16 protein-coding genes are annotated in these 14,639 nt (G+C 34.0%); 4 read left to right on the top strand and 12 right to left on the bottom strand.

Annotated features, from left to right (window positions below; genetic code table 11):
* Positions 1–6 precede the first annotated feature (6 nt).
* Positions 7–318 (bottom strand): cell division suppressor protein YneA, encoded by a 312-nt coding sequence (gene yneA, locus HUW50_RS20320; RefSeq protein WP_066337500.1) that lies wholly within the window; start codon positions 316–318, stop codon positions 7–9.
* 156 nt (positions 319–474) lie between these two features.
* Between yneA and lexA the strand changes: the two genes are divergently transcribed.
* Positions 475–1,098, top strand: a complete 624-nt coding sequence (lexA, locus tag HUW50_RS20315) for a transcriptional repressor LexA (protein WP_066337505.1) — start codon at positions 475–477, stop codon at positions 1,096–1,098.
* A 160-nt stretch (positions 1,099–1,258) separates the two neighbouring features.
* Here lexA and glnA read toward each other — a convergent pair whose 3' ends face one another.
* From glnA to hflX, 4 genes are all read right to left on the bottom strand, one after another.
* Positions 1,259–2,593, bottom strand: a complete 1,335-nt coding sequence (gene glnA, locus HUW50_RS20310; RefSeq protein WP_066337508.1) for a type I glutamate--ammonia ligase — start codon at positions 2,591–2,593, stop codon at positions 1,259–1,261.
* A gap of 57 nt (positions 2,594–2,650) precedes the next feature.
* A complete protein-coding gene (locus tag HUW50_RS20305) occupies positions 2,651–3,055 on the bottom strand; it encodes a MerR family transcriptional regulator (RefSeq protein ID WP_066337509.1) in 405 nt (134 codons plus the stop codon).
* Between the two features lie 105 nt (positions 3,056–3,160).
* Entirely contained in the window at positions 3,161–4,435 is a 1,275-nt protein-coding gene (locus tag HUW50_RS20300) for a methionine gamma-lyase family protein (protein WP_066337510.1), read from the bottom strand.
* Positions 4,428–5,648: a GTPase HflX gene (gene hflX, locus HUW50_RS20295; RefSeq protein ID WP_066337995.1), complete on the bottom strand. Its 1,221-nt coding sequence runs from the start codon at positions 5,646–5,648 to the stop codon at positions 4,428–4,430. The genes HUW50_RS20300 and hflX overlap by 8 nt, the downstream gene beginning before the upstream one ends.
* 267 nt (positions 5,649–5,915) lie before the next feature.
* Here hflX and HUW50_RS20290 point away from each other — a divergent pair, with 267 nt between their 5' ends.
* On the top strand, positions 5,916–6,539 hold the full coding sequence (locus tag HUW50_RS20290) for a trimeric intracellular cation channel family protein (RefSeq protein ID WP_066338000.1): 624 nt from the start codon (positions 5,916–5,918) through the stop codon (positions 6,537–6,539).
* A gap of 215 nt (positions 6,540–6,754) precedes the next feature.
* Here the strand turns inward: HUW50_RS20290 and HUW50_RS20285 are convergent, their stop codons facing one another.
* Positions 6,755–7,093, bottom strand: a complete 339-nt coding sequence (locus HUW50_RS20285) for a hypothetical protein (RefSeq protein ID WP_066337513.1) — start codon at positions 7,091–7,093, stop codon at positions 6,755–6,757.
* A gap of 325 nt (positions 7,094–7,418) precedes the next feature.
* Here HUW50_RS20285 and HUW50_RS20280 point away from each other — a divergent pair, with 325 nt between their 5' ends.
* Positions 7,419–7,805, top strand: coding sequence for a hypothetical protein (locus HUW50_RS20280; protein WP_066337516.1), 387 nt, complete (start codon positions 7,419–7,421; stop codon positions 7,803–7,805).
* Between the two features lie 142 nt (positions 7,806–7,947).
* Here the strand turns inward: HUW50_RS20280 and HUW50_RS20275 are convergent, their stop codons facing one another.
* From HUW50_RS20275 to miaA, 4 genes are all read right to left on the bottom strand, one after another.
* Positions 7,948–8,283 (bottom strand): hypothetical protein, encoded by a 336-nt coding sequence (locus HUW50_RS20275; RefSeq protein WP_066337519.1) that lies wholly within the window; start codon positions 8,281–8,283, stop codon positions 7,948–7,950.
* Positions 8,284–8,449: 166 nt separating this feature from the next.
* The gene (gene spoVK / locus HUW50_RS20270; protein WP_066337521.1) at positions 8,450–9,418 is read right to left on the bottom strand and encodes a stage V sporulation protein K; all 969 of its coding nucleotides are present in this window, start codon (positions 9,416–9,418) and stop codon (positions 8,450–8,452) included.
* 273 nt (positions 9,419–9,691) lie between these two features.
* A complete protein-coding gene (hfq, locus tag HUW50_RS20265; RefSeq protein ID WP_066337522.1) occupies positions 9,692–9,916 on the bottom strand; it encodes an RNA chaperone Hfq in 225 nt (74 codons plus the stop codon).
* A 38-nt stretch (positions 9,917–9,954) separates the two neighbouring features.
* Positions 9,955–10,893, bottom strand: coding sequence for a tRNA (adenosine(37)-N6)-dimethylallyltransferase MiaA (miaA, locus tag HUW50_RS20260; RefSeq protein ID WP_066337523.1), 939 nt, complete (start codon positions 10,891–10,893; stop codon positions 9,955–9,957).
* A gap of 730 nt (positions 10,894–11,623) precedes the next feature.
* Between miaA and HUW50_RS20255 the strand changes: the two genes are divergently transcribed.
* Positions 11,624–12,439: a class I SAM-dependent methyltransferase gene (locus HUW50_RS20255; RefSeq protein WP_066337525.1), complete on the top strand. Its 816-nt coding sequence runs from the start codon at positions 11,624–11,626 to the stop codon at positions 12,437–12,439.
* A 531-nt stretch (positions 12,440–12,970) separates the two neighbouring features.
* Here HUW50_RS20255 and HUW50_RS20250 read toward each other — a convergent pair.
* Positions 12,971–14,080, bottom strand: a complete 1,110-nt coding sequence (locus HUW50_RS20250) for a GerAB/ArcD/ProY family transporter (RefSeq protein ID WP_185653157.1) — start codon at positions 14,078–14,080, stop codon at positions 12,971–12,973.
* Between the two features lie 135 nt (positions 14,081–14,215).
* Entirely contained in the window at positions 14,216–14,599 is a 384-nt protein-coding gene (locus tag HUW50_RS20245) for a DUF1259 domain-containing protein (protein WP_066337528.1), read from the bottom strand.
* Between the last annotated feature and the right edge of the window lie 40 nt (positions 14,600–14,639).

Here is a 14,639-nt window from a genome sequence, read left to right as displayed (position 1 = left end):
TACTTTCTATTCACTAGCAATCTGTTCAAATTGGTATATTTGTTCTTTCTCTACTGGTACAAAAACTAAATCACCTGGTTTAACTACACTTGAATTCATTTTATTTTTATCTTGCACCCATATTACAAAATCTTGCTTTGTTATGTTAGCATTTTCATGGAATTGTTCAGCAATACTCCATAAGCTATCCCCTTCTTCAATTTCTACTTGATGAAATTTTTCTAAATTTTCATTTGTACCAGTATATGAAATAGCCCCTGTAACAGCTAATACCACAGCAAAGAAAGATAGAATATAAAATATTGTTTCTTTTTTCAATTTTACCACCCCATAAGAATATTTGTTCGTATTTATATTTTCAGTATAATACGAACAAACATTCTAGTCAACTGTTTACTCGAACTTATGTTTGTATTAATAGGTAAATGATGCTATAATAAATATATATTACAGGAATCCGAGGTGTCACAAAGGATGACGAAACTATCAAAAAGACAACAAGATATATTAAGTTTTATAAAAGATGAAGTACAAAAGAAAGGCTATCCGCCGTCTGTAAGAGAAATAGGCGAAGCAGTTGGCCTTGCATCCAGCTCTACTGTTCATGGTCACTTAGCTAGATTAGAATCAAAAGGATTGATTCGTCGTGATCCTACTAAACCAAGAGCAATAGAAATCTTGGAAGAGGAAGAAACACTTCATATTCCAAGAAGTAAAGTTGTAAACGTGCCGGTGATTGGTAAGGTAACGGCGGGTTTACCGATTACAGCAATTGAGAATGTTGAAGAATATTTCCCACTCCCTGATCGGTATGTAAATGACGAGGAACATGTTTTTATGCTAGAAATTATGGGGGAAAGTATGATAGAAGCTGGTATCCTAGATGGAGACATGGTCATTGTAAGACAGCAGCAGACTGCTAATAATGGTGATATTGTTGTGGCAATGACTGAAGAAGATGAAGCAACCTGTAAACGATTCTTTAAAGAAAAGGATTATATTCGCTTACAGCCAGAAAACTCTACTATGGAGCCTATTATTTTACGCAATGTTAGTATTTTAGGAAAAGTAATTGGGGTTTATCGGACGATCCATTAAAAGCTTGCCAATCGGCAAGCTTTTTTCATATACTCTAAGATAATTACATCGTTTTTATCTGCAAGTTTTTCATTTAATAAACTACTAAAAACAAGTATTTATTTGACCTGAAGTTTAATCAAAAACCCCTTAGCACAAATTGTGTTAAGGGGTCTTATTATTAATACATTGACATGTATTGTTCTCTTTCCCATGGGTGTACTTGTGTACGGAACATATCCCACTCAATTTCTTTAGCTTCGATGAAATGCTCAAATAAGTGCTCGCCTAACGCGTGTTTCATTGTGCTGTCAGCTTTTAGTAAATCTAATGCTTGAGCAAGAGTTGCTGGTAAATCAACGATCCCATTTTCAATACGCTCTTCTTTAGACATAACATAAATGTTACGATCAATTGGTTTTGGTGCTTCAAGACTATTTTTAATACCGTCAAGTCCAGCAGCTAAAAGAACACTCATTGCCAAGTATGGGTTTGCAGCAGGGTCAACACTACGTACTTCTACACGTGTGCTTAATCCACGGGATGCTGGAATACGAATTAATGGACTTCTGTTTTGTGCAGACCAAGCAACATAACATGGTGCTTCATAACCTGGTACTAGGCGTTTGTATGAGTTTACAGTTGGATTTGTTACTGCAGTAAACGCTGATGCGTGTTTAATAATACCTGCAATAAATTGTCTAGCTGTATCACTTAATTGTAGGTCAGCGCTAGTATCTAAGAATGCATTTTCACCATTGCGGAATAATGATAAGTTCATGTGCATACCAGATCCGTTTACACCGAATAATGGTTTTGGCATAAATGTAGCGTGTAGTCCATGTTTACGAGCAATTGTTTTAACAACTAATTTAAATGTTTGAATATCATCACATGCTTTGATTGCTCCAGCATATTTAAAATCAATTTCATGCTGTCCAGGTGCAACCTCATGATGAGAAGCTTCAATTTCAAAGCCCATTTCTTCTAATTCTAGAACAATGTCACGACGGCAGTTTTCACCTAAGTCAGTTGGTGCTAAATCGAAATAACCACCATTGTCGTTTAATTCTAGAGTTGGTTCGCCTTTTTCATCTAGTTTGAATAAGAAGAATTCTGGCTCAGGTCCTAAATTGAAGTCTGTGAATCCAAGCTCTTCCATTTCAGCTAATAGACGACGTAAATTGTTACGTGGGTCACCAGCGAATGGGGTTCCATCTGGATTGTAAATGTCGCAAATAAAACGAGCAACTTGGCCTTTTTCAGCAGTCCAAGGGAAGATAACGAAAGTATCTAGATCTGGATATAAATACATATCAGATTCTTCAATACGTACAAAACCTTCAATTGAAGATCCATCAAACATCATTTTGTTGTCTAATGCTTTGTCAAGCTGACTAACTGGGATTTCAACGTTTTTTATCGTTCCAAGAATATCCGTAAATTGTAAACGGATGTATTTTACATTATTTTCTTTTACTAAACTTACAATATCTTCTCTTGAATATTTAGACATTGAAAATCTCCTCTCTACAGGCAAAGAATTTTTATAATTAATTGGAATTACTCATAATTAATGAAAAAACCTTGACATGTCGCCATGTCTTAAAGTTGGTCGATTAAAGCGACCCGCTTGCATTAGTTCGGATTTCAGTAGCTTGCGCAATTCCGCATCACTTATGTCTGGCTTCTCAACAGTTTTAGGTTGTTCCAGTTGAGCTTCTTTATGCGCGCTATCATTTCTGGAGAAAATTTGTTTAATTCCTGCTAAATTTACACCTTGCTCAATTAAGTTACGAATCTCCAATAACTTATCAACATCATTAAAAGTGAAAAGTCTTCGATTGCTCTCGGTTCTAGCGGGAAAAATCAATTCATTCTCTTCATAATATCGGATTTGTCTTGCAGAAAGATCTGTTAACTGCATAACAATTCCAATCGGAAATAGGGGCATTGAGCGTCGAATATTATCACTCATGTTATTCGCTCCTTTTGTTTAACTATTTTTATTATAATTCATGTTATATTATGTGTCAATATTATGTGAGAAATTATAACATCATTTTCAAATATAAATTACTAGTTAACTATTTATCGTGAGCAGCTCTTGATCTAGTAAAGAATCTATAGCTGAACAAATCGCTATTTTAACATGGGAATATGTGAGTCCTCCTTGAACATATGCAACAAACGGAGCTCTTATTGGTCCGTCTGCAGATAGTTCAATACTAGCACCTTGGATGAATGTTCCCGCAGCCATGATTACATCATCCTCGTAACCAGGCATATAGTTCGGATATGGTGTCACATGTGAATTAATTGGTGAAGCATATTGAATTGCCTGGCAAAAAGCAACCATTAGCTTAGCATCATTGAATTGAACAGATTGAATTAGATCTGTTCTCGTACTATTCCAGGATGGATTCGTCTGCAACCCAAGTTCTTCTAAGAAGGAAGATGTGAAAACAGCACCTTTAAGAGCTTGTCCTACAACATGTGGTGCTAAAAAGAATCCTTGATACATTTCTTGTAAGCTGTAAAGGGAAGCACCTGCTTCTGCACCAATGCCAGGTGATGTCATCCGATAAGAGCATGCTTCCACAAGTGATTTTTTACCTACAATATATCCACCTGTTTTTGCGATTCCTCCACCTGGATTTTTTATTAATGATCCCGCCATTAAATCTGCACCTACGTGGCATGGTTCAAGTTCTTCTACAAACTCACCATAGCAATTATCGACAAAAATGACAACATCTTCTTTCAAAGATTTTACAAAAGATATCATTTCTTCTATTTCAGCAAGTGTAAATGAAGGACGTGTTGCATAGCCTTTTGAGCGTTGAATACCGATCATTTTTGTCTTGTACGTAATCGCATTCTTAACAGCATCGAAATCAATTTCCCCATTTTCGCGGAGATCAACGGTTTTATATCCAATCTGAAACTCCTTTAATGAGCCTATTCCACTTCCTCTAATCCCTACAATTTCTTCAAGCGTATCATAGGGTTTACCAGTAATATATACAAGTTCATCCCCTGGTCTTAACACACCAAATAATGCTATTGAGATCGCATGAGTACCAGATATGATTTGTGGTCTTACCAAACCTGCTTCTCCACCGAATACATCTGCATATATTTCTTCCAATGTGTCTCTACCTATGTCATCATAACCATAACCTGTAGTCGGAATGAAATGAGAATCACTAACACGGTGCTTTTGAAAACTTTGAAGGACACGAAATTGGTTTGCTTCACTTTGTCTCTCAATCGCCTCATGAACTTCCTTTATCTTTTCTTCTACCTTAGCTACCATTGGTGCAAGTTCTGCACCATGTTTTAAATAATTAAACATTATTCTTACCCTCTCCATTATACTTCTCTAGCTGTCCATTTATTGAATGAGTTGGGAGTACGAATCCTTCAATTTCATACAGTTCATACTGTTCATTAAAAATTAACTTTTTAATCAATGATTCTGTTTTTAATTGAGATAGTAACCTTCCTTCATTTGCAGGTATTTTCACACTATATTGATTCATTACATCCTTTGCAAAACTCTCTACTTGATCCATCAGGGTATCCAAATCCTCTTTTGAAAATGCGGTAATTTGGATATACTCTTCATTCGGTGATGGTACAAATGAGCTTGGTGCTTGATCCTTTTTATTGTAAACAGTTAGAATTGGGATATCTGTTACGTCTAACTGCTCAAGAAGTTTATAAACGGTTTGTTCATGGTTTGCATAATCCTCATTTGAGCTATCCACAACATGTAAAATCAAATTTGCTTCCTTCACTTCTTCTAATGTAGAACGAAAGGCAGCTACTAGCGTTGTTGGCAGATCTTGAATAAACCCAACTGTATCTGTAATAAGAGCTTGATAATTAGATGGTAATACCACCTTGCGAGTCATTGGATCAAGTGTTGCAAATAATAAATCCTCTTCAAAGCTTCCTGCTGTTGTCAAACGATTAAATATTGTGGATTTTCCCGCATTTGTATAGCCTACAAGAGCAATTTGAAAAGCTTGATTTTTTTTTCGTCGTTCTCTATATCTATTTCGGTGACTAACAACTGTTGCAAGCTGTTGTTTGATTTCATGGATTCGATTACGTATATGTCGACGATCTGTTTCAAGTTGTGTCTCACCAGGTCCCCTCGTCCCAATTCCCGCACCTTGACGTGAGAGTGCAATCCCCTGTCCAGCAAGTCTTGGTAACAAGTATTGAAGTTGCGCTAATTCAACCTGTAACTTACCTTCCTTAGATTTAGCTCGCTGTGCAAAAATATCTAAGATAAGTTGTGTACGGTCAATGATTCTCACATCTAAATTAGATGATAAATTTCTTAGTTGGCTCGGTGACAACTCATCATTAAAGATAACTATATCTGGCTCAAGCTCATCAACTAGATTTTCTAATTCTTCAACTTTTCCTTTTCCTATGTATGTAGCTGGGTGTGGTCTGTCACGTTTTTGTATGATATTAATTAACACTTCACCATTTGCGGTCTTTGTTAATGAAGCTAGTTCTTCCATGGAATATTGAAAATGATCATCCAGCATTGTTTGAAGCTGACAACCAACTAAAATGACTTTTTCTTTTAAAACATCAATTGTATTATTCAATAAAACCCTTCCCTTACGCTGTTTTAGCAATCTAATCATATCAAACATTTTGATATTTCACTAATTATTTCTTTATTATATACAGAAAATAACTTCTTTATCTTTTTGTATTACTTATTCATGAAAAAATCATTGACCTTTCCATATTTGAGCTTTAAAATCAAGTTCAACTACAAGAGATCGGACATGGAGGATTCAAGAGATATGACATGGGAAGTATTAAGTATTATCGGGACGATTGCTTTTGCAATAAGCGGAGCAATTGTAGCAATGGAAGAGGAGTATGATATTTTAGGGATATATATACTAGGTATTGTCACAGCATTTGGTGGCGGTGCAATTCGAAACCTTTTAATTGGAGTTCCGGTCACTGCATTATGGGAACAAGGGGTACTCTTTCAAATTGCCCTTTTTGCAATGACAACTGTATTTCTTTTTCCACATAGTTTATTAAAGCATTGGCATAAATGGGGTAACTTTACTGATGCCATCGGTCTTTCTGCCTTTGCCATTCAGGGAGCACTTTATGCGGTGAACATGGGTCATCCAACAAGTGCAGTTGTTGTTGCAGCTGTCCTAACCGGAAGTGGCGGAGGGATTGTTAGAGATTTACTAGCAGGTCGTAAACCATTAGTGCTTCGAGCAGAGATCTATGCATTTTGGGCGATAATTGCAGGGCTTCTAATCGGTTTTGAAGTTGTCAAACAACCTATTGAATTATATATTTTATTCATTGGAATCGTTGTTCTCCGTGTATTTTCCTATACGTATAATTGGAAATTACCAAATCGCAGTTTACAAACATTATCAAAAGAACAATCATTATAGAAATATGCCTATAATACTAATAATCTAAGAATTAGGAGAAGAACAACTTATTAGTTGTTCTTTTTGTTTATAGTTACAAATAATAACATTATGTAAACTTAATTGGTGTTAAAATACATTCTTTTTGATTTTACAATTAAATGCATAATGTCTGCCTCATTACTTTTTAATAGAAAAAAAGAAACACGCACCACTGTGTCATGTTTCTAGTGACATTAGCTAATTTTTTGAAGAGAATGTCTTGATTGGTTTACTTTACATTTAATATATGTCTGAGTTGTATCAAACATATCCGCTACGTACATTGTTGCTCCATAATATGTTTTTTCTTGGGACATTTCTTTATCCACTATATAATCATATATTGTTGCTTCTATATCATTAAAAAACGGTAGGATTTTTTGATTATTTGCTAAAATTTGATAAAGCTGTGTTATGAGAAACGGACTTTTACCAAACTCTTCTTGTAATTGATCAATAACATATTCGTTAAGTGACAATTCATTTTCAACAAGATATTTAAGCTCTTCTAAAAATAATTTGTTATCACTCATCCTGATCACTCCCTCTTATACTTTGTATTTTATCATCGTCACAAAAATATTGAAAGCGTTATCAATATTGATTTCTATAGCTTTTTTCGAATGAATAGTATGAGTTTAATGCTATTTATATATGACTCTATATATTTTTTCATTTCAATCTATAAAAAATAAAGAAATGTATACAAATCTTTTTTATTACATTGTTTCTACACAGAATTGTTGGGTTAAAAACAAGTTATAGTTATATTTATGTCTATATTAAATATAGCCTCACGGTTTTATACGAGAAGAATAAGTTATAATGAACGATCTTTTTGAAAGGTGTGAGTGATTCGTGAAATGGAAAAATTATGGGTTATGGGTGTCAATTGCATCTGTTTTATATATGGTCATTAATGATCTAGGGTATCAGATTGATTTAACGCGTTGGGACACATATGTTACTGCATTATTAGGTATATTGGTTGCTTTAGGAGTTATTTCAAACCCTGAGAGTGGTAAGGGATTTTTCAATGCAAAAACACCAACTGAACATGTTCCTACAAATAAAAATAATCCTACTAATAATTCCAATTATGGGAATAATGAAACATCACAAAACGAAGAAATAACCAACTTAGATAATCCACAAGATTACTCAGAACATATAGATAATTCATCAGATAATCAAATATCCGAAGAAATAACACCTTATCGTAGATATCCGCCAGATGAAAGGTAAAAAGCACACAAGGTACCTTAAAACCAACTCATTTATTAGGCTTTCGTGTTGTTGAAAAGATCAAAAATCTTTAAAAGTAAATATTTATTCTAAAAAAGGGTATAACTCATTTATATCACTTGAGTTATACCCTTATCCTCATTTATTCAAGTTTCTCGATCTTCACAAGTCCACCAATATGATTTTCAGATTCCACATATGCCAATATTTTATCCTTCACTTGAATGTTATCTTCAATTGGGAACTTCACATTTTTACGATTAAAGTAAATTTTAGTTGTCCCATCAAGAGATTGACCATAATAGTCATTTCCACTTATTTCAGTAATAACATATGTAAAGGTTTTATATGAATCTTGCATTTCCACATCTTTTATTGGTTGATTTGTTTCTAGTTTTTCAGATGGTTTCCAAAAGTAAACACCAAGTACAAGTAGCACGCTAAGTAGAATTAAGAAAGTGATTAGTTTTCCTTTCATTTTTACCTCCAAAAAATTAAATCTGATATATCATGTATGACATAAGAGTCAAAAAAAGAACGGCAAATGATGAGAATAAGAAAAAATTAAAATGTTTTCTGATAAACAGAAAAAGGTGATTGTCTCTATTGTTGAGCCAATCACCTTTTTTCCATTACAGACTTCGTTAATTTGCCTTTTCATCTGTTAACACTAAATCTTGGCCCTTAATTGTTAGAAGGTCCTCACGGTTATATTTATCTGTAAGTAATAAGCGCATTGCTTGAGAACGTATTGATTTCTCTATGATATTTCTAACATATCGGCCATTACTAAATTTTGCTGGAGGTGTCATCGTTTTAACAGACATTAAATGTTCCCTAAGTTTTATTACTGCCTCATCATTAAAGCGATATTCCCGCTCAGACATCATCCGGTCAGAAATTTCCATTAGATCATCAACTGAATAATCAGGAAAATCTACAACTAGTGGAAACCTTGACAATAGTCCGGGATTTAGAGATAAAAAGTTTTCCATTTCTCTTGGATACCCTGCAAGTATTAATACAAAATCATGTTGTTTATCCTCCATATGTTTTACTAATGTATCAATAGCTTCTTTGCCAAAATCTTTTTCCCCACCTCTAGCAAGTGAATAGGCTTCATCAATAAATAAGATTCCACCTAGTGCTTTTTTTATAAGATCACGAGTTTTTTGTGCCGTATGACCAATATATTCTCCTACAAGATCAGCTCTTTCAGCTTCAATTAGATGCCCTTTTGACAAGACATTCATTTGAAAAAACAACTTCCCAACTAACCTTGCTACCGTTGTTTTACCAGTTCCTGGATTCCCCTTAAACATCATATGGAGGGCTTGTTTTCCAGCCTTTAAACCTTGTTCCTCACGCTTTTTATTGATAAAAATCCAAGCATATATTTCTTTTATCATTCGTTTCATTTCATTCATTCCTACAAGGGAACTCATTTCGGCTTCTATTTCTTTTAAAATTGTATGCTTCCCTTCTACTTTTGGGATTTTCAAGTCATAGGAGGATGAGCTTACTTTATCATCGATTTTGTCTTTAGATTGATTATTTAATATGATATTAATCTGTCCATTGGTTTTATAAGTAACTGCTCGATCATGTTCCAAAGATGTTCACCTCACAATCTGAAACTGTTTATCCTTAGGCTTTTTACTAATAAACTATAATGTGCTTTCAATCTTCGACAAACGTGATGAAAATGTATGAAGGATGTTGTTTTTTGCGCTTTCCCAAGAAATATTCATTCCTTTATTTATATTCATTTATTAGAAATTTACCACCATAGTAGAAACTTTTTTAGGAGTATTGATACTTAAATAGTATTTCGGGGAAATAGAAATGGAGCTGACGATACTAACCATCAGCTCCATTCCTATTTTTTATTCAAGCACTAATTGTATATTTTTTTGTGGTGAAAAAGTAGAGATTGCATGTTTATAAATAAGTTGTTGTTTACCTTCTGTTTCTAAAAGAACTGTAAAGTTATCAAAGCCCTTAACTAGGCCTCTTAATTGAAATCCATTTAGTAAAAATACAGTTACAAAAGTACCATCCTTACGTAATTGATTAAGAACTTGATCTTGAATGTTGATAGATTGTTTCATGTTTCGTCCTCCTCTTTTCTCTATACCTTTTAATTCGATTAATCTTGAAGCTTTCCTGCAATATATGTAAAAATTTCATCAACCATTTTATCATGCTTGATTGGTGGGGTCATGTCAAACCATTTGACATCCATCTTGTTTCGAAACCAGGTCAACTGACGTTTTGCATATCTTCTAGAATTTTGCTTCAGCAATTGTATCACATCAGTGTAGGTTATTTTTCCATCAAAATAGTCATATAACTCCTTATAACCAATCGCTTGGATCGCTTGAGTATTACGGATACCTAGATTATAAAGTTGCTTTACTTCTTCAATTAAGCCTTGGTTAATCATAAGATCAACTCGTTGATTAATGCGATCATACAACACTTCTCGATCCATGGTTAACCCAATTAATGCTACATCATAAAGCAGTTCCTGTTCTTGACTTCTTATGTATTCAGACATAGTTTTGTTTGTACAGTGATAAATCTCAAGGGCACGAATCACCCTTCTACTATTATTTGGGTGAATTTTACTTGCTGCTTCAAAATCGATTTCTTCAAGTATTTTATGAAGCGCTATTTCACCTTTTTCCACTAGCTCCTTTTCAAGCCTTGACCTAAATTCAGGATCTGTAGGGTTTTCTGTAAATTGATAATCATATAAAACAGATTGTATATATAAGCCTGTACCTCCAACAATCATTGGTGTTTTCCCTTTATTTGAAATTTCTTCAATTAAAGGACGGACAGTCGCCTGAAATTCAGCTACAGAATAATCTTCATCAGGATTTTTTATATCAATTAAATGATGGTGTATACCATCCATTTCATCTACTTTGATCTTTGCTGTCCCGATATCCATATTCTTATAAATTTGCATTGAATCACCACTAATAACTTCACCATTAAGGCGATGAGCTAAATCAATGCTTAGTTTTGTTTTTCCAACTGCTGTTGGACCAATGATGACGACGAGTTTCCTTTTCTCCACAAACAATCACTCTTTCACACCAGATAGATTCTACGTTCATCATCTTATCATGTGAACTACTTGAACACCAGATTATTGTTCCCTTTTTAATCTAATTGTAAACATTTTGTATGTAAAATGCTTCCTTTTAATGAAATGATTACTATTTTTGACTAATAGAAGAAATATCATCCAAATCGAATTAATAATAATTTCCAACTAAACTGTTTACATAATAATATTATGAAACTATCATTACAAATAAACATCTTAATTTGTAGTGTTGATTTAATAAAAAAGTTAAAACGTGAAGTCCTATGTGACTTCACGTTTTAAGCTTTATTTGATTTACTTTTAGTGCTTAGTATCGGAATCCATTACAGTGGTAACCTATATTCTCTTATTTTGTTTTTTCACATGGTCAACTAGCTTGATGTATTTTAATAACAAGTCTAATGGCCAGAATAAACTAATCAGGACGACCTCATGACGCTTTAACTCATTGACTTTATAGACTGAATACACTACGCCAATCATCATATAAATCAGTAGTATAAGCATAAGGATGTTCCTTTCCCTTTTTGTTATAGTATTCAATAATTCGTATTTGGTTCTCCAAAGAAAGGAAGCATTTACAAACCAGTCAGTTTGAGAAGGTTTAGAGAGATGAATAAAGAATATATTAACGATACTCCACCGTTATTGAATTTTAGTTTCTAAAAAGAAAATATTAGATAGGGTTGATGGTTTAGTGAATGAACATATACGAAATAATGTGAAGCGATTTCAGGGATTTGGGACACTATATGATAAAAATCGTCCTATACCACCTCAAGATATTATAGAGATCGTTAAAAAATACTTACGAAGACAACCTCAAACTGTTATAGATGTGGGCTGTGGCACTGGTCTTTCTACATTTTTATGGGTAAATGAAGCTAACTCCATTATTGGGTTCGAGCCAAATAATGACATGAGAAATGTGGCACTTGCAAAATTGCAAGAGTTTGATGAGCCGTCGAACATACAATTTATAAAAGGCTTTTCACATCAATTAGATTTACCAACAGAATCTGTTGACGTCGTGACATGCTCGCAATCCTTTCATTGGATGGATCCACACAGTACATTACAAGAATTTTCCCGTGTCCTTCGTGGTGGAGGAGTATTCGCTGCATACGATTGTGACTGGCCACCTACCTTTGACTGGTTAATCGAGGAACAATACAAACAACTGATATCGCTCGTCAATAAGAAATTAATGCAGTTGACTGAAAAGGACGAACAACCTTACAGATGGAAAAAGTCTGAGCATCTACAGAAAATTCGTGAGTCAAACCTATTTCGTTTTTCAAAGGAAATTGTCTTCCATCATTGGGAAAAATGTGATGCAACACGATATGCAAATATTGCTTTTAGCAATGGAGGATTACAAACTGCGATACAACTAGGTGCCGATGACTTGCATGAAGCAGTTAATGATTTTAAAGATCAAGTGAAGGAGTCATTTGCAGGTGAAAGTTGTGACGTACTATTTAGCTATCGGATGAGATTGGCGGTTAAATAATACAAAAGAACAAACGCCCGTTTAGGTACGTATGGTCTGGAGCCCTAAGTATGAGATAAAGTGAGACTTATCGGACCTTTATGGGCAAGTTATCATTTACTGGCCGTTAATTTGCGGCAAAGGAAACATAAAGATCGTAAGAGATTCGATGTAAACTTAGCGTAAGGATGAGTTTGAAGTTCACTTCTGCTCTAGCGCAGAAGTTAGATGTTAAAGTGTTATCCAAATAACTCGAACTTATAATTTTGTAAAATCAAAAAAGAGGCTGACTCAAAACCAAAAGGTCAGACCCCACAAATACAATATATAGCCCTTAATGGAAATGAAAGTGCTATATATCGGTATTGTTGTGTGGGGTCAGACCCTTTTCAGTCATCCCCTTAGATTTTTAAAATATAAATACTGGTTTTATTACATAACTCGTTTAATTAATCCAAATTTACGAAAATTCGTTCTGTTTCATCGTTGGATTTTTCTTCTATAAACATGCCAATCCCTTTATCAACATAATCTTCAATAATAAATTGAACTTCAGGTAGACGAATTACCAAGGTTTAATTTTTTACGGATAAATGCAATACATAGCAGTATTATTGGTACGATTATTTGTAGTGGCACGAAAAGATAGGGAATAAAATAACTATAGGCAATTTTCAAATATTCAACAAAATTCGTTGCAATTAATAATGATAATGGAGAAATAATGGTTCCCAAACCGAGTATTACCGATTTAGTATGATTTAACTTAACTAATTGGGAGATTGCAACAGCAGCGCCAAATATACAACCGCCAACTTTAAAAAATACCCCTGATACCATCATTAAAATAACCAATGCATCAAATCGTTCAAGGAAATCTGCAATAGAAACCATTTTAGTAGCTATTATTAAAGGGAAAGATTTTTCACCATAAATTTCCGGACCTAAGACAGATAAAACCAAAATTGTATTAATTGTAAGTATTAACCCACCGACTAAAATTACAATCATCCCTAGCTTTCTAATTATTTGTTTGTTATTTAAATAAGGAATAAACATCATAATGATAATCGTTTCTCCAAAAGGAAAGTTTATAATACCAGGATATACCTCTTTCAAAATTGGCCTTAATCCATTCCCCATTATAGGAGTAAGATTATTTAGATTAAAATCTTCCACACTTAATAATAATATCCAAAGAATAATCAAAGATATAATGTATAGTGGAAATACCATTTCTCCCATTCTTACAAATGTCACAACTCCACCACGAAGACAATAGATCACTAACACCATAAAGCTACTAATCACTACGAATGTTGGGGTTTCAACTAACAATGTAGAAGAAATTAAATCCCCGAAATCACGACAAACCGTTGCTGCTAAATAGATAAAGTAAAAAATATAAATTAATATAATTGGATAAGAAAGGTACTTTCCAATGATTTTTGGTAGCATTGAAAATAATGTATCATTCGGATAATAAAGTGATAATTGTGTAAAAACACCTATTAGAAACAGACCACTTAACATACTAATCAGAATTGCCAACCATGCATCCTGCTTTGCTCCAGCCCCTATTGCCAAAATGATCGCGGTTCCAATTTCGAATCCCACTATGACATAAAAGAGTTGAAGTGCACTTATTTTTTGTTGTTGCATAATGGTCTCCCTAGAACGATATTTCATTCTTGCTTATTATTTCCAGGCTTTAACACGTTATGCAAACTTTAAGCAATAAGGAATTTGCTATTTTGAACATCACTCTTTTCTACACTTTACAACTAAAGACCTCAGTTAGTTTCTTAACGCTCTTCTGACCTTTCTTGCAAAAATTAGTGGATCATCAACGTCTTCAATATTAACGTAAATCAAATTCGGATTATCAAACAACCACTCGTTGTGTACCGACGAAACTTTTATTCCTTGATTAAGAATTGCAGCAACAAATCCACCTACTTCTTTTTCCAAGAGTGCTATCCTGCCTAGACACAAGGCTCTTCCAGAATTATCTCTTGATTCGTATGAGAAAGAAGTTGTTACTCTAAAACGCTTTCCCAAGATTGTAGCATTTATATCATCTCGATTTATTGTTGCTACGCATTTTCCACCGGCGAATCCCTCTTGGCCACCGATAATTCCTGCAAACTGTTGACAAACCGATTCATCATTAATCGCCATAAATTCATTCCCTCCTGTTACTATTAGGTTATGAATTTTA

Source organism: Metabacillus sp. KUDC1714 (genome assembly GCF_014217835.1).
GTDB lineage: Bacteria > Bacillota > Bacilli > Bacillales > Bacillaceae > Metabacillus > Metabacillus rhizosphaerae.
This window is presented reverse-complemented; position numbering and strand designations above follow the sequence as displayed.

Coding starts and splice junctions, on each gene's coding strand:
- lexA (WP_066337505.1), top strand. CDS start 475: ATGACGAAACTATCAAAAAGACAACAAGATATATTAAGTTTTATAAAA.
- glnA (WP_066337508.1), bottom strand. CDS start 2,593: ATGTCTAAATATTCAAGAGAAGATATTGTAAGTTTAGTAAAAGAAAAT.
- HUW50_RS20305 (WP_066337509.1), bottom strand. CDS start 3,055: ATGAGTGATAATATTCGACGCTCAATGCCCCTATTTCCGATTGGAATT.
- HUW50_RS20300 (WP_066337510.1), bottom strand. CDS start 4,435: ATGTTTAATTATTTAAAACATGGTGCAGAACTTGCACCAATGGTAGCT.
- hflX (WP_066337995.1), bottom strand. CDS start 5,648: ATGCTGGATGATCATTTTCAATATTCCATGGAAGAACTAGCTTCATTA.
- HUW50_RS20290 (WP_066338000.1), top strand. CDS start 5,916: ATGACATGGGAAGTATTAAGTATTATCGGGACGATTGCTTTTGCAATA.
- HUW50_RS20285 (WP_066337513.1), bottom strand. CDS start 7,093: ATGAGTGATAACAAATTATTTTTAGAAGAGCTTAAATATCTTGTTGAA.
- HUW50_RS20275 (WP_066337519.1), bottom strand. CDS start 8,283: ATGAAAGGAAAACTAATCACTTTCTTAATTCTACTTAGCGTGCTACTT.
- hfq (WP_066337522.1), bottom strand. CDS start 9,916: ATGAAACAATCTATCAACATTCAAGATCAAGTTCTTAATCAATTACGT.
- HUW50_RS20250 (WP_185653157.1), bottom strand. CDS start 14,080: ATGCAACAACAAAAAATAAGTGCACTTCAACTCTTTTATGTCATAGTG.
- HUW50_RS20245 (WP_066337528.1), bottom strand. CDS start 14,599: ATGGCGATTAATGATGAATCGGTTTGTCAACAGTTTGCAGGAATTATC.